This window comes from Metabacillus fastidiosus NBRC 101226 (assembly GCF_001591625.1).
In the GTDB taxonomy this organism is placed as follows: domain Bacteria; phylum Bacillota; class Bacilli; order Bacillales; family Bacillaceae; genus Metabacillus; species Metabacillus fastidiosus.
The window spans coordinates 1-19,474 of record NZ_BCVG01000010.1 but is presented as its reverse complement, the minus strand read 5'-3'; the positions used below and the strand labels follow the sequence as shown (position 1 = coordinate 19,474).

Below are 19,474 nucleotides of genomic sequence, written 5' to 3'. Positions count from 1 at the left end.
TTTATATTAATTAATAATGTCATTAAAAATCTCACCGCTGCCATTCACTTTAATGATCTTTAATCTTTTTTCACTTTTCACAAAAACTGTCTTATATATTTTTTCATCATTATTATTTGTAAGAAAAAGTATTCTTTTACCTTGATTATCTGTCATCATTTGAAATGTATAATTATTCCCGTCGATGACTTCCATGATTTTCTCATATTCAGGCAAGGAAGACCATTCTGTAGTTTCTTCTCCGACATTTACTTCCACTTTTTGCTCTTGTTTCTCATTCCCCTTATTAGCTGTATCATCACTGCTACAAGCTGTAAGTACAACCGCAAAGGTTAGCAATGTCATTGTTTTATACATTTATCTTTCACTTCCTAGATATAATCTCAGTATTCTTATATTACATGTAGAACATAAGTTTTAATATAATACTTTTGTACTAAATTCCCATGTGTAAAGATAAAAATTGATTTTTCGCTATTTTTCAATATTCAAAGAGAAATCCATTCTCTCAAATAATTATCTTGGATTTATTTATATTCATTCGTTAAAATTAATAAGGACATATAATTTATTCAGAGAAGAGGTATAATAATGATTCATCGCACAGTACTTATTAAATTTGGTGAAACAACAACAGAAGTACAACTAAATGAAGTTGTAGAACGTTTTAAAGCTTTAAAAGACCAGCTTACAGGAATTGTCGACCTTCAAGCAGGTATTAATATTGGAAAAAGTAAGGAATACCAAGTTGTATTAATGGTTCGTTTTGAAGATCGTGCAGCACTTGATGCATATGTTGTAAGCCCCGAGCATGTAGCAGTTGCTAAGTTTATTCAAGATGTTGGACGTCTTGATAGTATCGGTACAGATTTTGAGCTTTAAAATAAAAAGGGGAGTCCCTAATAAGTCTTAAGAGCTGAAAGGTCCTGTCACCAAATCCTTGACTTTACTGGATTTCCATGACAGGGCCTTTCAGCAGGATGTCCCAAAAGGGTTGCTTTTTACGCTTTTGGGACATCCTCTTCTATCTTTCTAACCGTATCTTTATAATGCTTACGTAAACTGTTATTTTTTGTTCTGTTAAATTTTCTTCTAGCTGTATTGCTAATTAAGTCACTTTTCGTTACTATTTAAATACAATAATTGAAAATTTTTATATTTTTTGGCTGAGAAGGTGTGTTAAATGACAAAACAGCATAAAAAGGAAAATATACTTCATCTTATTTTCCGCTATGTTTTAATTATGATTGGTGCCTCCATTGCAGCAATTTCAATTGAATTATTTTTAGTCCCAAACTCTATTATTGATGGCGGTGTAATTGGGATTTCCTTGCTTATTAATTATTTAAGCGGAGTTAATTTTGGGATTTTAGTAATCGTTATTAATCTTCCTTTCCTTTTTGCAGGGTATAAACATATCGGTAAGAACTTCCTCCTTTCTTCTCTTTTAGGAATTATTTCCCTAGCAATAGTGGAATCAAATCTTCATCATTTTAAACCATTCACAACAGAACCACTGCTTGCAACTATTTTTGGCGGCTTATTATTAGGTGTTGGTGTTGGAATTGTTATTCGAAATAGTGGAGCTTTAGATGGGACAGAAATTCTAGGTATTTTATTAACAAAAAATATCCCCTTCTCTGTCGGTGAATTTGTTATGTTTTTAAATCTATTTATTTTTGGGTGGGCAGGATTTGTTCTTGGCTGGGAGCAGGCAATGTATTCCATTCTTACATATTATATTGCCTCAAAAACAATTGATACTGTCATTCAGGGACTTGATGAAACAAAGGCTGCTATTATCGTTTCTGATGAGTTTGAGGAGCTGACAGATGCAATTTCACACCGGCTCGGCCGGGGAGTAACGACGCTTTATGGTAAAGGTGGTTACTATAATCAAGAAAAAGAAGTTATTTATGTTGTTGTTACAAGACTTGAAGTAGCAAAATTAAAAAATATCGTCCATGAAATTGATCCAAACGCATTTACAACCATTATGGATACTCAAGAAGCACATGGCGGGAAATTTAAATCTGCTATTCATTAAATACAAAAAGCTGATTCCTAAATTAATAAGGATCAGCTTTTTACTTAGTGAACATAATTATTACTTTTCACAAGAAAAATAATAATTAAGACCTAGGAAGCCTTCTACTTCTAAAATTGGATTTCCTCCAACTTTATGGCAGCCATCATTTAATGCCCTTATTTCCTGTCTAGTAAAATAAGATTCAGAGCCAATTAAAAATATAGTGATAGCTAGAGACAATATTCCTATGCTAAGAAACAATCTTGTATTTATTTTCATAAAAACAATTCCTCTCACATTTACCGCGTAGAAATATCCTCATTAAATCTAATAAAGAATGTTGTGCCTTCTTCGCTCGTTTCTAAGTCAATAACCGCTTTATGACGCTCAGCAACACTGTAGCAAATTGCTAAACCAAGCCCTGTGCCTTCTTCTTTTGTCGTAAAGAATGGTGTACCGACCTTTTCTAATATTTTGGCATCAATACCGCTGCCTTCATCACGGATTTCTAACATAGTCATTCCATTTTCAGAATATGTCTTAATCGTTAATTTTCCACCGCTCTCCATTGCTTCAAGTCCATTTAATGATAAGTTTAAAATAACTTGTGTTATTTCCTTTTCATCGACTTCTATTTCTGGACATTCTCCTAATTCAAGTATAACTGATTTATTACTTAAAACAGCCTCTGCCTGAATTAATGGAAAGATCGTAGTCACAATTGTATTTAATTGCTGCTGCACTTTGTGAGTCATTTTATTTCGAGCCAGGTTTAAAAATTCAGAAATTATAGAGTTCGCTCTCTTCAATTCTCCAAGCATTAAATCAATATATTGCTTTGATAAATGTTCAGGACTGCTTTTTGAAAGCTCTAGAAATCCTCGCACCGTTGTCATTGGATTACGTATTTCATGAGCAATACCTGCTGCCATTTCACCAATCAGGTTCAATCTGTCTAACCTTTGAATCTCATGCTCAAGTCTAACCCTTTCTGTTAGATCCGTAATCACACTTAAAATGCATTTTTCTCCACGAACATCAATAATTTCAGTCGATAATAATCCATCTCGAATTTCTTTATCTTTCGTTTCATATTGTATTTTTTCGTTATGAATACTTATGTCAGTGAGATTATGCTCTATTCCCGTATCAAATTTACTTACATAATGTAAAATAGGAAACGCTTTATTTTTAACATCTTCGTAGCTGTATAATGTATTATTTAACCAGCTTGCATTTACATCAATATATTCACCATTTTCCAGCTTTTGAATCGTTAATAGACATGGACTGGATTCAAAGATCTTATAAAAAAGTTCTTGCGATAACTGAAGATCCGCGGCGATTTTTTCCTTTTCTTTCATCTCTGCCACTAATTTTTCATTTGTTAATTGCAATGTTTGCGTTCTTTCTTCCACTAATTTTTCTAACAGTTCATACTGATTTTTTCTCTCATGTTCAATTTTCTTCCGCTCTGTTATATCACGAATGGAACAAACAAAGATCTTTTCATTTTCGATGGAAGTAGAACCGATTTGAATATCAACTGGAAAGTAATGATCATATTTACCTTTCGCCATACATTCGACTACTACTTTACTTGGTAAATCAGTTAGCCTATCTACTGCTAATTGATTATTATTAATTAATAGGCTTGAAATATGTTCTCCAATTAACTCGTCCATTGAATAACCGAACATCTCTTTAACAGCAGGATTGACAGAAAGGATAAAGCCGTCACAATCAAACGTAATAATTGTATCAAGAAGTGTCTCTCCAACTACTCTTGCCAGTTCTTTATTTTTTCTGAGATCTCTATTTGTAAGGCTCAACTTTGCATTTACTTCTTTTAATTCTTCTTTCCTTCTTCGTTCGCTTTCCAGTTTAGCGTTTTCATTTTCCTGATAAATTTTCACAAATTCACGAACCTTTAATCTTAAGGTTTCAGGTAAAAAAGGCTTTACGATATAATCAACTGCCCCGACACTATAACCACGAAGAACATGCTCTTTCGCCTGATTAATTGCTGTAATAAAAATAATCGGAATATGTGTATATTTCTTTCTTTTTTTTATAAGTTTTGCTGTTTCAAATCCATTTAATCCAGGCATTTGAACATCTAGTAAAATAACAGCAAAATCATGGTGAAGTACATATCTTAAAGCCTCTTCACCTGAATTCGCACTTATAAGATGGTAATCGGGTGAATTGAGAACGGCTTCTAATGCCAATAAATTTTCTCGCCGGTCATCGACCATTAAGATTTTTACTTTTTCCATTTTATTTGTTTCATCATGACTCGGTTTCTTCTTTTGCAGGTCGAGGGGTTGACCTTCTGTATAGCTATCATTATTTTTTTCTATATAACTTTTCATATACGTCAACCTCCTCATAATCATTTTCATTACCAATGAATTTAATTGTTTCCTTACTGCCTAATCCTAGAATTCCTCTTCTTGTCAGGCTTTCATTAAAAAGATCAAATACATGCTTTTGCAAATCACGGTTAAAATAAATAAGTACGTTCCTACAAATAATAACATGAAATTCATTAAAAGAACCGTCTGTACTTAAATTATGCTGTGCAAACACAACATTTTCAGTTAAAAATGAATGAAATGTGGCATTTTCTTGTTTTGCTGTATAATATTCTGAAAAGGCAGTCTTCCCTCCTGCCGCTAAGTAATTCTTCGTATACTGCTGCATTTTATGCAGAGAGAAGCTTCCTTTTTTTGCTTTTTCAATCACCTTTTTATTCATATCTGTCGCATAAATTTTAGCCTTATGAATTAAGCCTTCTTCATGTAAAAGGATTGCCATTGAATAAACCTCTTCACCAGATGAACAGCCTACATGCCAAATACGAATGAGCGGGTACTCTTTTAAAATAGGGACAGCTTTTCTCCTAAAAGCTAAGAAAAAACTGGGGTCACGAAACATCTCAGTAATATTAATTGAAAAATCGGCAAATAATCTTTCCATTATCGTATGGTCACGGAGCAGAGCCCCCTGCAATTCAGAAATATTATTCACTCTTTCTGCACGTAAACGATTCCAAATTCGCCTTTTTAAAAAAGAAAAGGCATAGTTCCTAAAATCAAAACCATAGTACCGATAAATACTTTCAAGGAGCAAATCAATTTCTATATCTTCAAAATTCTCGTCATGTTGCTGCAATTTAAAAGTCATATGAACCCTACCTATCTATATAGCCAAACCCACATTAATGAGAAAAGCTGGTCTAAATTCACAGGTTTACTAATATAGTCGGACGCCCCTGCTTCAATACATTGAACTCTATCGTCTTTCATCGCCTTTGCAGTTAGAACGATAATTGGCATATCTTCATAGTCTTCCATTTGGCGTATTGCCCTAATTGCCTGTAATCCATCCATTTCAGGCATCATAATATCCATTAAAATAAGATCGACATCAGGATGTTCTGTTAACCTTTCAATACCTTCTTTTCCATTCTCGGCGAATACTACTTCTACATCATGTATTTCAAGTGCAGTTGTTATTGCAAAAATATTACGCATATCATCATCAACAACTAGTATCTTTTTGCCTCTGAGTAATTCCTTTGAATCATCAATTTCTTCAAATGTTTCTGTCAAATATTCATTCTCATCTTCAGCTAAAAGCTTTGTGTCCACAGATTCAACAGATCGATAACTTTCTACTAAGGAACCAACTGCTACTTCTTGAAGTACTCCATAATTTCTATTCTTTTTTCGGTATTCTTTATTAGGAATATATAAAGTAAAAGTAGTCCCTTTTCCTTTTTCACTTTCTACTTCAATCGATCCTTCTAATAACTCTGCTATCTCTTTACTAATCGATAATCCTAAGCCAGTTCCACCATATTTACGGCTAGTTGTTCCATCTAGTTGATTAAATGCTTCAAATATTGCGGTCTGATGTTCTGGAGAAATACCAACTCCTGTATCTTTAACTGAAAAAGCATATATATCTTCTGCACTATCTAAGAAATGGTTACTTTCACCCAGTCCCTTACTTTTCCTTTCAATAATGAATGTAACAGTGCCTTCTTCTGTAAATTTAAATGCATTTGACAATAAATTTTTCAAAATCTGCTGTAGACGATGCTGATCTGTCCATATTATTCCAGGTAAATCCGAATCTATTTGAATAATAAACTCAATATTTTTCTGTTTAGCAATATGGGTAAATTGACTTTCTACAAAACTTTTAATTTCCCCTAGCTTTACTTCTTCAAAATGGATTTCCATTTTTCCAGCTTCTACTTTTGCTAAATCTAAAATATCATTAATTAAATGTAAGAGATCATTACCCGATGAGAAAATAGTTTTTGCATATTCAATCTGCTTTAACGTTAAATTTCTTTCCCCGTTCTCTGACAATATTTGAGCTAATATAAGTAAACTATTTAATGGTGTTCTCAGCTCATGTGACATATTGGCAAGAAATTCTGATTTATATTTTGAACTAAGTTTGAGTTGCTGCGCTTGCTCTTCAAGCACCTTTTTCGTCTCTTCTAATTCTCTCGTTTTTTCTTCTGATTGTTCATATTGCTGTTCTAACTGCTCATTTACTTGCCGCAGTTCTTCTTGTTGTAAATGAAGCTCTTCTGATTGTGTTTGCAATTCTTCCGTTAATGCTTGTGATTCTAAAAGTAATTTCTTCACTTGATTATGTCTGGAAATACTCTTAATATTAATTCCAATATTACCCGTAACCTCTTTTATTAACAATTGTTCCATAGAACTGAAAGATTCAAATGATGCTAATTCGATAACAGCAAGCACTTCTCCTTCATAAGCAGCTGGGATTGTTAGAATACTTTTTGGTGCCGCTTCACCTATACCAGAAGTGATTTTAATATAGTCTTCTGGAATATTAGTTAAATGGATCATATTGTTTTCTAAAGCAGTTTGACCAACAATTCCTTCGCCAATTTTAAAAACCTTTTTCCCTATACTATCACTACTATATGCATAGGATGCCAGTCTGACGAGTTTCTCCTCATTTTCCTCATATTCTTTCATGTAGAAAACTCCATAACTCGCACCGACCATCGGTGTTAATTTCATAATAAATTGCTGGGCAAGCTGTTCAATCTGTTCAATCCCTGAGTACATCGTTGCAATTTCCGCAATTCTAGATTGCAGCCAGCTCTGTTCTTCAGCAATATTTTTGAGCTCCTTTTCCTTTTTCGTATGCTCTTCTATTGCTCTGGCCATCTCATTATATGCTGTAGAGATTGCTCCAATTTCATCATTTGTTCCCATTTCGATTCTTGGTAAGCTTTCTTTACTTCCAAATTCAACATTTGTCATAACATCCGTAACTTTATTCAAATTATTTGTAATGCTTCGAACAACCAATACTATTAAGAATAGAAATGTTAAGAAACCAATAATCGCAAAGGCAATAATCAAGTTAAGTGCCAGGTTATACGTATCACTAGAACGCTTTAATTCAGTCCCAACTGATGTCTCTTGGATCTCATGCAATTCATCTGAAGCAAGAATCATCGCATCAATAATTTGCCAATTATCGAACCAGAAGCGGTCCATTGCCTCTTCTTTTTTACCTTCATCTTCAAGTCTTTTAATATCAGCTTCATTTTCACGTAATTTTATAGCTAATCTTAAAAGTTCCGTAGTTAATTCTTGAGATTCCTCTCTTTTATCTAATCTTTGAAGAGTTCTAATGGAATGTTCTGCATCATCTAAAGCTTTGTTTTTCCTATATTCTAATCGCTCAACGAGTTTAGCCGGCGGATTTGCTACAAGCCCCTTCGATTCCCTGCTGTAAATATTTAATGATGCCTGGATAGTAGTAGCAAGTTTAGAATACTCATAGTTTTGAACTGTAATATTCATATTATGATTTAGCTGATTAATGAGCATCATAAGAATAACTAGCAATACTATAAAAAGAGAAAGAATGAAACCAAACCCTAAGTACAGTTTTGTTTTAAATTTCATATACTATTTTCCCCCTGCTTATCATTAAGGTGAAATTTCCATCAGAGAAGTATTCTCATCTCCTCTGATGGTTAGTTAACTTATTTTGCTTTCTCTCTCATTAATTTAATCATTGCTGACATATCATCTTTGCTAAGTCCAGCTTCAAGTGCTTCACTTATTAGTTCAGTTACTTTTTGTCCTAAAGGCAGAGTTACATCAAATGAGCTAGCCATTTCATTGACGAGGGAAATATCTTTATGTAATAGGCCTAACTCAAATCCTGGTGTAAAATCATCTTTAGAAATATTATTTATATAATGTCTCTCCATGATTTTACTTTGAGCGTAGCTGACATTTAAAATTTCATAAAGCAAGCTAAGATCAATACCAGCTTTTTCAGCAAGTACGAATGCTTCACTTACAGCTTGTGTATGTGCACTTACCATATACTGATTTAATAATTTAATACTTGAACCACTGCCTGATTCACCAATATGATACACGTTTTTACCTAAAATTTCAAAGATAGGAAGAACTTTATCATAAATCTCTTTATCTCCACCAACCATAATACTAAGTGTTCCAGCCTCTGCACCAGTTGTTCCGCCACTAATTGGTGCATCAAGAAACGCCATATTTTTCTCTTTCGCAGCAGCATAAATCTTCTTATTTAAATTAGGTGACACTGTGCTGAAATCGATAATAATTAAGTTTTCTTTCCCATTGGGAATAATTCCTTCTTCACCGAGTAAAACTTTTTCTACATCAGCAGGAAGTGGTAAGCATGTCATAATTACATCTGCTTCTTGGGCAAGCTCTTTTAATGATTTACCGATATGTCCACCTTGCTTTTGGAACTGTAATTCTTTTGGTTCACTTCTATTTACACCATAAACAGTGTAACCGGCTTTGACTAAATTACATGACATCGGAAAACCCATATTACCTAAACCAATAAACGCAAGTTTCATCATAAATCCTCCTAATTTATAAAAAACTTGTGACCCGATGCGCCGAATCACAAGTTTTATTATAAAATATTTTTTAATTATTGAACATAACTAGCGACAAGTAAATTACTTGTCGCTAGTCAAAAAATTATATCGTCTCTCTATACCTTAGCTGGCGCTTAGTAGCGGTTGCGTCTTTGAGAGTGAACTAATGACCAAGCATCAACAAGTTTACGCTTAGACTGTGCAATAATAATGTCAGAAGATTCGTTACCAACTGGTTTCACTTCGAATGCAACAACATTTTTATTTCCTTCACCGATATAACCGATCTCTAATAATGCTCTTAAGTATTCTGCTAATTCTGGAGTATCAATTTCACTTCCAGGATAGCCGAAACGTGGATGCTGATCACCGTAAGCAGGATCAGAAGTATCCTTAATATAGCAGTTTCCGATATGTGCGTGTGTAATATAGTCACGAGCAGTTGTTAAAGCTTCAAATGAACCTTCACGCTGCATTGGTAAGTGACTTAAGTCAAGCATTAATCCGAAAGTTGGATCAACAGTACGAACTTCTTTCGCAACTTGAACAGCAAGTGCGTTAGATCCGATTAGACATTTTTTATCAGTAATATCATCAAAAGTTTCAAGTGAAAGTGCTAGATCACCTTTAGATTTTGCATATTCACATAATTCTTTAATAGAATCAGTTAATAATTGTAAAGCATAATCTTCTTTTTCATCAGGTTTAGCACCACTTAAGAAACCTAATTTAGAAGCTCCAACTTCATATGCTTGGTCAATTCCACCTTTAACTAAATCGATTGCTCTTCTGCGTTCAGCTTCATCGAATGAGTTAAGGTTTCCTTTGTTTCTTAGAAGGATTGGCTGTGCACCAAAACCTACAGTCATGCCGCCAGATTGCAATACTTGGATTGCTTCTTGACGAGCTTCTGGATCATTGATAGAAGTGATTTCAATTCCTGAGAAGAAATCATCTTGTACAATTTTTTTGATTGTTTCAACTGCTGGACCGTCCCCAGCAATTGTTTCTGGGTATGCCATGAAATGAACGATACCGACTTTCATATAATTATGAAGATTAGCCATCATTATTCCTCCTTTAGTAATTAAACTCTTTTTAGAAATTTCATTACATTTGAGTAGCAATTAGCTCTACTAAACAATAATTAAGATGTCTTAACACTATGTAATTATACGCGGGACTTGAAGCAATTGATAAGATACCAATTGCTTCATTAAGCCGCACGTATGTTAAAAGCTTTAATTAGTTGTTAAAGTTAATGTCTTTAGAATATTTGAATCCGCTAAGTGCACCATTGTTAGAGAATTCGCAAGCTTTTTCTGGATCGCCATCAACGATAACTTCGATTAAATATGGTTTGCCTGAGTCAACTGCACGTTGTAATGCTGGTTTGATATCATCAAAGTGTAGAACGCGCTCACCACGTACACCCATACCTTCAGCAGTTTTAACGAAGTCGATTCCGCGTGCATTTTGATCTTCAGATAATTCGTTGATGTAATCTAAGTCTGTAGAAATACGACGGTTGTCGTAGAACCAGTTTTGTTGTTGACGAATTAATCCAAGTAATGAGTTGTTCATGCAGAAAATAATTACTGGGATATCATGTTTTGCAGCTGTAGCGATATCTTGTAATGACATACCTAAGCTTCCGTCACCAAGGATGTTAACAGATTGTCTTTCAGGGAATGCAAGTTTCGCTGCCATTGCTGCACCAAGACCCCAACCCATTGTACCTGCTCCACCTGTTAATAGGTAAGTACGTGGTACGTAAGTTTCGAATAATTGGCAAGACCAGATTTGGCTGATACCGCAGTCATGTGATACGAATGCATCGCGATCTAAGAATTCACGAAGTTCACGTAATGCACGCTCTTGTCTGATTGGAAGAGAAGTGTAATCAGTTTTACGAGCCCATTTTGTACGCTCTTCAGTTAAGTCAAGTTTTGTACCTGCTTCAGCAGTTGCAGCTACAGGAGCACCTAAAGCTTTGTGAGCTTCTGCAAGTTTAACCATGAATGTTTTAACATCAGAAACGATACCTAAAACTGTTGGTACATTTTTACCGATTTCTTTGTTATCAAGGTTAACGTGGATAATTTTTTTACCGTTTTGTGTGAATACTGCAACGTTACCAGTAGAACGGTCACCGAAACGTCCAGCAAGGTTGATTACTAAGTCAGCTTCAACAATTGTTTTGTTACCGAATGGAGTATCAAGCATTGTTCCCATACGTCCAGCGAATAATGCGTGATCATTAGGGAATGTATCCATACCCATACCAGTAGTTACAACAGGAATTTGAAGCTCTTCAGCTAAAGCTTTTAATTCTTCAGTAGAATTTGAAAGGTTAACCCCACCACCAGCAAGTAATACTGGGCGTTTAGCATCTTTTAATAATTCTAAAGTTTTCTCGATATCAGCGTCAGTAGCTTGTGGTAAGTTATCTACTGGAGTTGAAGCGATAAGTTCATCAATGTCAACTTCGATTTCAACTTTTTGTTGGTCAACTGGTAAATCAAGAAGAACTGGACCTTTTCTACCAGTAGTAGCTGTTACCCATGCTTCTTGCATAAATGCAGCAGCTTTAGAACCATCAGTTAAACGGTATGAAGCTTTAGTAACTGGGATAGCCATTTCAACGATAGGAGCTTCTTGGAATTGCATTGTTCCGATTAAGCTATTTTTTTGTTGTCCAACGATAGCGATCATTGGAATAGAATCCATCCATGCACCGTAAAGACCTGTTAAGAAGTTAGTTCCACCAGGACCTGAAGTCGCAGCACACACACCAACTTCACCAGTTGCTCTTGAGTAACCGTCAGCCATGAAAGCACCTGTTTGCTCATGACGAACAACGTATGATTCGATATCAGTTAATTCTTTGATTGCATCGTAGAATGGAAGGATTGCAGCACCCGGTACTCCATAAAGATGTTTTACTCCTCTTTTTTCTAAATAACGTGCGATAAATTCAGCAGCTGTCATTTTTTGTTTAGCCATTAAAATCTCTCCCTTATTGGTCTTTTTTTATATTTTCAAAAATTTGAGCAATTGATTCTTTCTCGCCTACATTACCTGGGAAGACAATGTAAGGAGTGTCTTTGAATTTAGCTTCCGGACCAGTTAACCATACTGGAACACCAGCAATTGCTTGCCCTAAAATTTTAGCATATTTAATTTCTAATCCAGCAGTTGCTACATCACTAGAAGTAATACCGCCTTTAGCAATAATAAACTTAGGCTTAACTTTTAATGATTGAACAACTTCAACTAATGAACCTGAAACAGATTGGCTGATTTTTAAGTTTTCTTCTTTATCTTTTGCGATAATAACATCTCTGCTCGTATAAACTAGAGTATCGCGACCAGAAGAAACATTTTCATCAACTAATTGGCAAACACGATTCAGTTCTTCAGCTCTAGTTGAATCATCTAGAATTTTAGGAACATTAATCTCTATTTGCTCAATCGGATATCTCTTCATTAATTCATTAATTTGGCTAGTTGTTTTATTCGTATGTGATCCAACAATGATGAATCCACCATTGTTTTTACTTTCATCATCTGCAACGATTTCTTTTGCTGTTAAATATGGTCTGTCAGCAATACCTGCAATTGATTTTACTAATGAAGCGGCAGTTCTAAATAAGAAATGTTTGCCTGAATCAATAGCCTTTAAGACTGCTAGAGATAAAATGTCCAAGTCATAATATGATTTAGCATTGACAATTATCGGAGCATTATCACTAGCTGAGACTAGAATATCATATACTTTATCTACTCCGCCAGTGTGAATATCTTCCAATGAAATGACAATTGCTTTATCAGATTTTACTTCTCCATTTGTCTTCTCTTCTACCCATTTTGGGAGATCAGCTGTCTTAAAACCAAAAACAGAGTCGTTTGCAAATTCTGTTTCACTAACAGGTACAAGCTTACCATCTACACCTAAATAATGTGTATTATCAAGTGTATAACGATGACCTTCAAAGAAAGCTGGAATAATTAAATGACCTGAAATCTCAATATCAGCAGATTTTTTTAATTGATCTTGCATAACATCAATTTCAAGTGGATAATGTCCGCGAAGTGTAGAATCGCCTCTACTAATAAATGTGAACTCAATTCCCATTTCTTTCGTAACTGCAACAACATTTTCGACAATCTCTCTATTAATTCTTTCCGCTTTTTCTTCGTTGTAACTTCTCGTGTTAGTTAAAATATAAAGTACACTTCTCTCATCAGATAAGCCTTTTTTAATCCAATCTTTGCTCCAGTCTGTAATAACATAAATGTCATGTACAGTTTGAACACCAGTTGGATCATCATCTAAAACGATAAATTTATGTTTTGTCTGTTTTAAATGATCTCTAATTTGGCCTCTTAGACTATCATCTGATTTAGAGAAGAGAGGATTTTCCAATGCATCCTTCATATCTTGATAATGAGTTGCGTTTGGCAAAAAACCCTCCCCCTTTCATATCCAAATAACAATTAGTTATTAACTTTTGCACCTACTAATTCATTAGCAGTTTTAATAATACGTGCAGCTCTTAATTCGAATAAGTCTAAAAGCTCATCCATTTTACCAGATACACCGAAGCGGTCGTTTGTACCGATTCTTCTTAATGGTACTGGATGGTTTTCAGCTAATACTTCAGCTACAGCACTACCTAAACCACCAATAATTGAATGCTCTTCAACTGTTACAACTTTACCAGTTTTTGTAGCAGAAGCAAGAATAGCTTCTTTATCAATTGGTTTAATAGTGTGAATGTGTAATACTTCAGCTTCCACACCTTGTTTAGCTAATTCTTCAGCAGCTTTGAATGTTTCGTCAAGCATAATACCAGTTGAGATAAGAGTAACATCAGAACCGTCACGGTATTTAATTGCTTTACCGATTTCAAATTTATCTTCAGGCTTTGTAACAACCGGTACAGGTAATTTACCTACACGAAGGTATACAGGTCCCTCAAAGTTGTATGCTGCTTCTACTGCTTTTTCCATTTCAAGTGAATCAGCAGGAACGATTACAGTCATGTTTGGAAGTGAACGCATTAATGAAATATCTTCAAGTGGTAAGTGTGTTGCTCCTTCTTGAGCAGCTGACGTACCAGCGTTGTGTCCACAAATTTTTACGTTTTTGTCAGAATAACATACAGAAATTCTCATTTGGTCGAATGCACGGCCAGTTAAGAAGTTTGCGTAAGCATTAACGAATGGCACTTTACCAGCTACTGCCATACCCGCACCAGTACCTACGATATCACACTCTGAAATCCCGATGTTAAAGAAACGCTCTGGGTATTCAGCTTTGAATAAATTTGTCATATTTGATTTAGCGCAGTCTGCATCTAGAACTACTAAATCTTTATGTTCTTTACCAAGTTTAATTAACGCATTAGCGAAACCTTGACGAGGTGCTTCCATTTTAGTCATATTATGCCAACTCCTTTAAAGCGATTTCTAATTGCTCATCATTTGGAGCCATTCCGTGCCAGTCAGCTGTATCTTCCATGAAGGAAATACCTTTACCTTTAACTGTATGAGCTAGGATTGCAGTCGGTTTACCTTTCGTACGTTTAGCTTCTTTGAAAGCTTCGTCTACTTGGTTAATATCATGTCCGTCAATTTCAATTACATGCCAGCCAAACGCTTTATATTTCGCGCCAAGATCTTTCATGCCTTTAATGTTTTCTACAAAGTCATCAAGTTGGATTTTGTTCCAGTCGATAATTGCACAAACATTATCAAGGTTGAATTGTGCACTTGTCATAGCAGCTTCCCATAATTGACCTTCTTGAAGCTCACCATCACCAATCATTACATAAGATCTTCTGTTGCTTCCATCAAGTTTAGCTGCTAAAGCAACACCGTTAGCAACAGATAAACCTTGGCCAAGTGAACCAGAAGAAATATCAACACCAGGAATGTGACCAGAATGCGGATGTCCGTGTAATCTGCCATCTACATCTCTAAATGTCATTAGTTCTTCTACTGGGAAGAAACCTAATTCAGCAAGTACTGAGTAGTATACTGGAGTACAATGCCCTTTAGATAGGAAGAAACAGTCACGGTCGTTCCACTCTGGGTTCTTAGGATCAATGTTCATATGATCATTGAAAAGAACAGCTAAAGTTTCAGTTGCAGATAAAGAACCACCAGGATGCCCACTTCCAGCATGATTCGTCATTTTAACAATATGTCGACGAATTTTTTTAGTTAAATCGTTATAAAATTCAGTTCTTTCTTTCGAAAAAGCCATCATTATTCCTCCTTCGTTTCACAATAAGCAACAGCGTTTCATTTTTGTTGTAAAAAATTATAGAAACCGTTGCTCATTACATAACTGCATTTCTAATTTGATATTATCATTGATATCTGAATATTTCAAGTGTTTTTCTTACTAATTCCACTATGAAAATAATAAGATACTACTATAGAAAATTTCCTTCGTGCTGATGTTTTTATTTCATTATCAACACTATATTTTAAATTATAATGTGAACGCTTTAATTTGTCCACCATATTATCCTAAGATTCGACTTCCAAATTCTGAATGATACAATTCGACATTTTCCTTAGTTTTCAGTATAACCTAGCCTCTTTGAAATCTTATTTCCTATATCAATTAAAACAGTCTTAAGTTCAGCTAATCTTTCATCTGTCATACGAATACTTGGTCCCGAAATACTGATTGCCGCTGTGATTTTTTTTGAATTGTCGAAGATCGGTGCCGCTATACAAGTAATACCAGGCTCATTCTCTTCGAACTCTGTTCCGTAGCCCTGTTCCTTAATGCGGTTCAGCTCTTCAAGAAAAGCCTCTTTATCTGAAATTGTTTGTTCCGTATGCTTTGGCAAACCATGCTTTTCAATAATATTCAAAATTTCTTCATCCGGTAAATATGCTAAGATGACTTTGCCAACACTTGTACAATGTATCGGCGCTCTTCTTCCGACCTGTGAATGAGTTCTTAACGTCTCATTTCCTTCAAGCTTTTCTATATAAACTACTTCACCTTGATCATAAACGACCAGATGAATTACTTCATTCGTATGTGATTCTAATTCCTTTAAAAATGGCTTGGCTTGAGTTCTTAAATCGATCGACTCAAGAAGCATAGAGCTTAATTCTAAATACTTATATCCAAGTCTGTATTTTTTTGTTTCTTGATCTTGCTCAATAAATCCATGTTCTGCAAGTGTAGCTAATAGTCTGAATATAGTACTTTTATTTAAATCAAGAAAAGCAGCCAGTTCTGTAACACCCATTCCCTCTTTTCTTGTACTCACCATCGTAATAATTCTTAATGCTCTGTCCACTGACTTAACCATATCATGTGTCAACCTCCGATAAAGAACATAAATTCTTCTCTATAATACCATAGTACTGATTAATATTAATGAACTATTTTTTCCACCATCTGTTTTCTTGCTATATATAGTAGAAGGGATAAGTATTTTTACACAAAATCCTTATCATTAAGATTACATAATTTTTTTCTCTCATCATTATTGCTGTCGCAATCGAAGTATAAAAATCTTTTATACTAACTTAATATAGATTCAAAAAATCCAGACTATTTATCATTAAATATTACATAAAAAAATGACTTCGGACACAACGCCGAAGTCATTCTATAATTTGAATTCCCATTAAATAATTCAGTGATAATTTTCGGTTATAAAATCCCTTTAAACCGTGTATAGCTTTCCCCATCCGCTAAACTAGCTTATATTATCACCTGTTATATTATTTAATTCCAAACTATTCTTCGTTAAGCTGATCTTCCTCATTCTGATCCTTCAATTATAGTCCTTATCATTCCCTAGTAAGCGCATTAACCTAATAAGCAGAATGATTGATATAAGATTTTCTATATCTGTAACACCCTATAAAAATAAGCACAATAATTTTTTTCAGAAAACTTAACTATAGAATAATTTTATGAATAAGTTTTAAAATTGCTGTTACCTTTATGCTTTTGCCTCGATTTTATCCGTTTCCAACTCTTGTAAAACATCTTCCTCATTTGCTTCATGAGAGTGGCTATCACCTTTACCATTTAACACTAAGTTAAGAACGAATAGAACAAGAGTACCCATAACAACACCGTTACCAACTAACATTTTAGCTGTATCTGGGAATGCTTCGAAAGCACCTGGTACACCTTTAATTGCTAAACCAACACCAACACCAACAGCGATAATTAATTGGTTAGAAGGTTTTGATAAATCAGATTGTGCAATAATTCTTAAAGAAGCAGCGATTAACATACCGAACATCGGGATCATAGCTCCACCAAGAACTGGTGCTGGAATCATTGTTGCAACAGCTGCAACCTTTGGTAATAGACCTAGTAGTAAAAGGATTACCCCACCCATTGCTACAACGAATCTATTTGTAACACCTGTTAAGAAAACAAGTCCAACGTTTTGTGAGAATGTTGAGTGGTTAAATGAGTTGAACACACCACTGAATACTGCTCCTAGACCTTCTGCACGTAAACCTTTTTTAACTTCATAGTCACCGATATGCTGTTTACTGATTTCCCCTAATGCCATGAATACACCGATACTTTCAATCATGATAATCATAGCAATAACTGTCATTGTAATGATAGACGGAATATCGAATGTCGGCATACCGAAGTAGAATGGCTTAATTGGTGTTACCCAATCAGATTGACCGATAATAGAACCATCTACCTTGCCCATGAAAGAAGCAATGAGTGTACCGAGTGCCATTGCAAAAAGTACTGATACCGCTTTCAAAAAGCCTTTTAAGAACATGTTGAATATTAAGAATAATAGCAATGTCGCAAGTGCTAATCCTAAGTTACTCATTGAACCGAAATCTTCAGCTCCTACACCACCAGCTGCATTATTCATCGCAACAGGCATGAGGGAGACCCCGATAATAAATACGATTGCTCCAGTTACTAAGTGTGGGAAGTATGGTAAAACCTTTCCAACAAATTGTGCTGCGATTGCAACGATAAGACCAGAAACGATAACTGCTCCAAATACCCCTGTAATACTGTGAATCTGCCCAATCGCTATAACCGGCTGAACAACTGTAAAGGAAATTGCCATCATAGCTGGAAGTTTAATACCTACCCCTTTGAATCCGATAACTTGAATTAAAGTTGCTACACCACAAGTAAATAAGTCAAATGAAATTAAGTATACTAGTTGTTGCTGTGTTAAACCAATTGCTGGTGCAATGATTAACGGAACCGCAACTGCTCCCCCGTACATAACACATACGTGTTGGAAACCTAAAATAAGTAACTGCCAAAACGTTAGTTTTTCATCTTTCATCCCTAAATCCTCCTCTAGTTAACAAACTTGTTATCCATTATACTCAAAAAGTATAACCATTCCCCTTGCTGAATTTTTGCAGTTTTATTATTCTCTCTTTTTAACAATAGCTTTGCAAAGTATTCCAGCGATACTGCTTCAACACTACTAGTCTGCTAATTTTCAAAACTTTTACCCCTAAGCGATATTTGTCAATTTATCGAAAATTACCGCTTTTTTTATTTCTCTCCTCCTTTATACCATTATTCTCGAAACATGTAAACGCTATCTTTTTCTTATATGGAAAATACTAGGAATTCAATATTTAGCAGGATTGTTAAATATTGTTGTTTATAACGAAACGTGGTTCCTAACATTTTTCATAAATGAATCATAACATCACTTTTTCATCATTTCAATAGTTTTTAAAATTTTGAAAATTAAAATTATTATTTTTTAATCATTCACTGACCAGAAAAAGGTTCCTTGTAACATTAAAATTAAAAATTAAAAATCTTGAAAAACGCATTATCACTGGGTTTTTTCAAAGCTCTCCCTGTTTTTCATATTTTATTTCTATAAAAAAGTTCCTATAAAAAAATTCTAAAAAATTTTTTGTAGGAACTATACACTACCGAAAAATCACAACTTAAAGCAGATATTTTTCAATATATTTACATTTTTGTAGTTAAAGTGAATTTCTAATGGAGAACATTCTTAATAGTCCAATTTTCTCTAGGTGAAAGAAAAATATGTTAAATTGCTGCTGTTTGTAAGCTCAACTTAACTTCTTTTGTTCCATTAAAAAAATAAATATCTAGCTTATTCTCTGTTATTCGACATATTCCACATTATCATATTCGACATTTTATGAGCTTTTTCTAACCTCATTTAGGAAATATCTGTATTTTAATCTAATTTTCACTATAGATCTTATTAACTAAACATAGATATACTATATAAGTTTCTTTATATCTTCTATTTTAACTAGCAAAAAATAAAAGAGCTAATTATACTGCCAAATATGGATGATAGAATCTTTCCCCAACTAGATCTTAGATCCAATCCTTAGCAAAATAAGAAAAGACCATCAAAACTGATGGCCTTCTCTGTACATATTTATAAAGCAGTTATTAAACTTGTGAAACGTATTCAGAGTTAGCTGATGCTTTTTCTCTC

General features: G+C 34.4%; 15 protein-coding genes. 2 read left to right on the top strand and 13 right to left on the bottom strand.

The window, feature by feature from the left end:
* Nucleotides 1-6 precede the first annotated feature (6 nt).
* Nucleotides 7-357 carry a hypothetical protein gene (locus BFA01S_RS04535; protein ID WP_066226339.1) on the bottom strand — a complete coding sequence of 117 codons (351 nt, stop codon included), beginning with the start codon at nucleotides 355-357 and terminating at the stop codon, nucleotides 7-9.
* Between the two features lie 234 nt (nucleotides 358-591).
* On the opposite strand from BFA01S_RS04535, the gene BFA01S_RS04530 reads away from it, so the two are divergent.
* Both BFA01S_RS04530 and BFA01S_RS04525 read left to right on the top strand, forming a co-directional pair.
* Nucleotides 592-882 carry a Dabb family protein gene (locus BFA01S_RS04530; protein WP_066226337.1) on the top strand — a complete coding sequence of 97 codons (291 nt, stop codon included), beginning with the start codon at nucleotides 592-594 and terminating at the stop codon, nucleotides 880-882.
* Between the two features lie 301 nt (nucleotides 883-1,183).
* Nucleotides 1,184-2,047: a YitT family protein gene (locus BFA01S_RS04525; RefSeq protein WP_066226335.1), complete on the top strand. Its 864-nt coding sequence runs from the start codon at nucleotides 1,184-1,186 to the stop codon at nucleotides 2,045-2,047.
* A 60-nt stretch (nucleotides 2,048-2,107) separates the two neighbouring features.
* On the opposite strand, the gene BFA01S_RS04520 is transcribed toward BFA01S_RS04525, so the two are convergent.
* From BFA01S_RS04520 to BFA01S_RS04465, 12 genes are all read right to left on the bottom strand, one after another.
* Nucleotides 2,108-2,308 carry a hypothetical protein gene (locus BFA01S_RS04520; RefSeq protein ID WP_066226332.1) on the bottom strand — a complete coding sequence of 67 codons (201 nt, stop codon included), beginning with the start codon at nucleotides 2,306-2,308 and terminating at the stop codon, nucleotides 2,108-2,110.
* Nucleotides 2,309-2,328: 20 nt separating this feature from the next.
* Nucleotides 2,329-4,404, bottom strand: coding sequence for a PAS domain S-box protein (locus BFA01S_RS04515; RefSeq protein ID WP_066226328.1), 2,076 nt, complete (start codon nucleotides 4,402-4,404; stop codon nucleotides 2,329-2,331).
* Complete coding sequence (locus BFA01S_RS04510) at nucleotides 4,379-5,218, bottom strand: CheR family methyltransferase (RefSeq protein WP_066226326.1); 840 nt, start codon at nucleotides 5,216-5,218, stop codon at nucleotides 4,379-4,381. The genes BFA01S_RS04515 and BFA01S_RS04510 overlap by 26 nt, the downstream gene beginning before the upstream one ends.
* An 11-nt stretch (nucleotides 5,219-5,229) precedes the next feature.
* On the bottom strand, nucleotides 5,230-8,004 hold the full coding sequence (locus BFA01S_RS04505) for an ATP-binding protein (protein ID WP_066226324.1): 2,775 nt from the start codon (nucleotides 8,002-8,004) through the stop codon (nucleotides 5,230-5,232).
* 80 nt (nucleotides 8,005-8,084) lie between these two features.
* Nucleotides 8,085-8,957 carry an NAD(P)-dependent oxidoreductase gene (locus BFA01S_RS04500; protein WP_066226322.1) on the bottom strand — a complete coding sequence of 291 codons (873 nt, stop codon included), beginning with the start codon at nucleotides 8,955-8,957 and terminating at the stop codon, nucleotides 8,085-8,087.
* Nucleotides 8,958-9,115: 158 nt separating this feature from the next.
* On the bottom strand, nucleotides 9,116-10,048 hold the full coding sequence (locus BFA01S_RS04495) for a sugar phosphate isomerase/epimerase family protein (protein ID WP_235842966.1): 933 nt from the start codon (nucleotides 10,046-10,048) through the stop codon (nucleotides 9,116-9,118).
* A gap of 178 nt (nucleotides 10,049-10,226) precedes the next feature.
* Nucleotides 10,227-11,987 carry a thiamine pyrophosphate-binding protein gene (locus BFA01S_RS04490; RefSeq protein ID WP_066226319.1) on the bottom strand — a complete coding sequence of 587 codons (1,761 nt, stop codon included), beginning with the start codon at nucleotides 11,985-11,987 and terminating at the stop codon, nucleotides 10,227-10,229.
* Between the two features lie 13 nt (nucleotides 11,988-12,000).
* The gene (locus BFA01S_RS04485; protein ID WP_066226317.1) at nucleotides 12,001-13,449 is read right to left on the bottom strand and encodes a four-carbon acid sugar kinase family protein; all 1,449 of its coding nucleotides are present in this window, start codon (nucleotides 13,447-13,449) and stop codon (nucleotides 12,001-12,003) included.
* Nucleotides 13,450-13,481: 32 nt separating this feature from the next.
* Nucleotides 13,482-14,429, bottom strand: a complete 948-nt coding sequence (locus tag BFA01S_RS04480) for a transketolase family protein (protein ID WP_066226316.1) — start codon at nucleotides 14,427-14,429, stop codon at nucleotides 13,482-13,484.
* 1 nt (nucleotide 14,430) lies between these two features.
* A complete protein-coding gene (locus BFA01S_RS04475; protein ID WP_066226313.1) occupies nucleotides 14,431-15,255 on the bottom strand; it encodes a transketolase in 825 nt (274 codons plus the stop codon).
* A gap of 316 nt (nucleotides 15,256-15,571) precedes the next feature.
* Nucleotides 15,572-16,327 carry an IclR family transcriptional regulator gene (locus BFA01S_RS04470; RefSeq protein ID WP_066226312.1) on the bottom strand — a complete coding sequence of 252 codons (756 nt, stop codon included), beginning with the start codon at nucleotides 16,325-16,327 and terminating at the stop codon, nucleotides 15,572-15,574.
* Nucleotides 16,328-16,969: 642 nt separating this feature from the next.
* Nucleotides 16,970-18,316 carry a nucleobase:cation symporter-2 family protein gene (locus BFA01S_RS04465; protein WP_066226309.1) on the bottom strand — a complete coding sequence of 449 codons (1,347 nt, stop codon included), beginning with the start codon at nucleotides 18,314-18,316 and terminating at the stop codon, nucleotides 16,970-16,972.
* Nucleotides 18,317-19,474 lie beyond the last annotated feature (1,158 nt).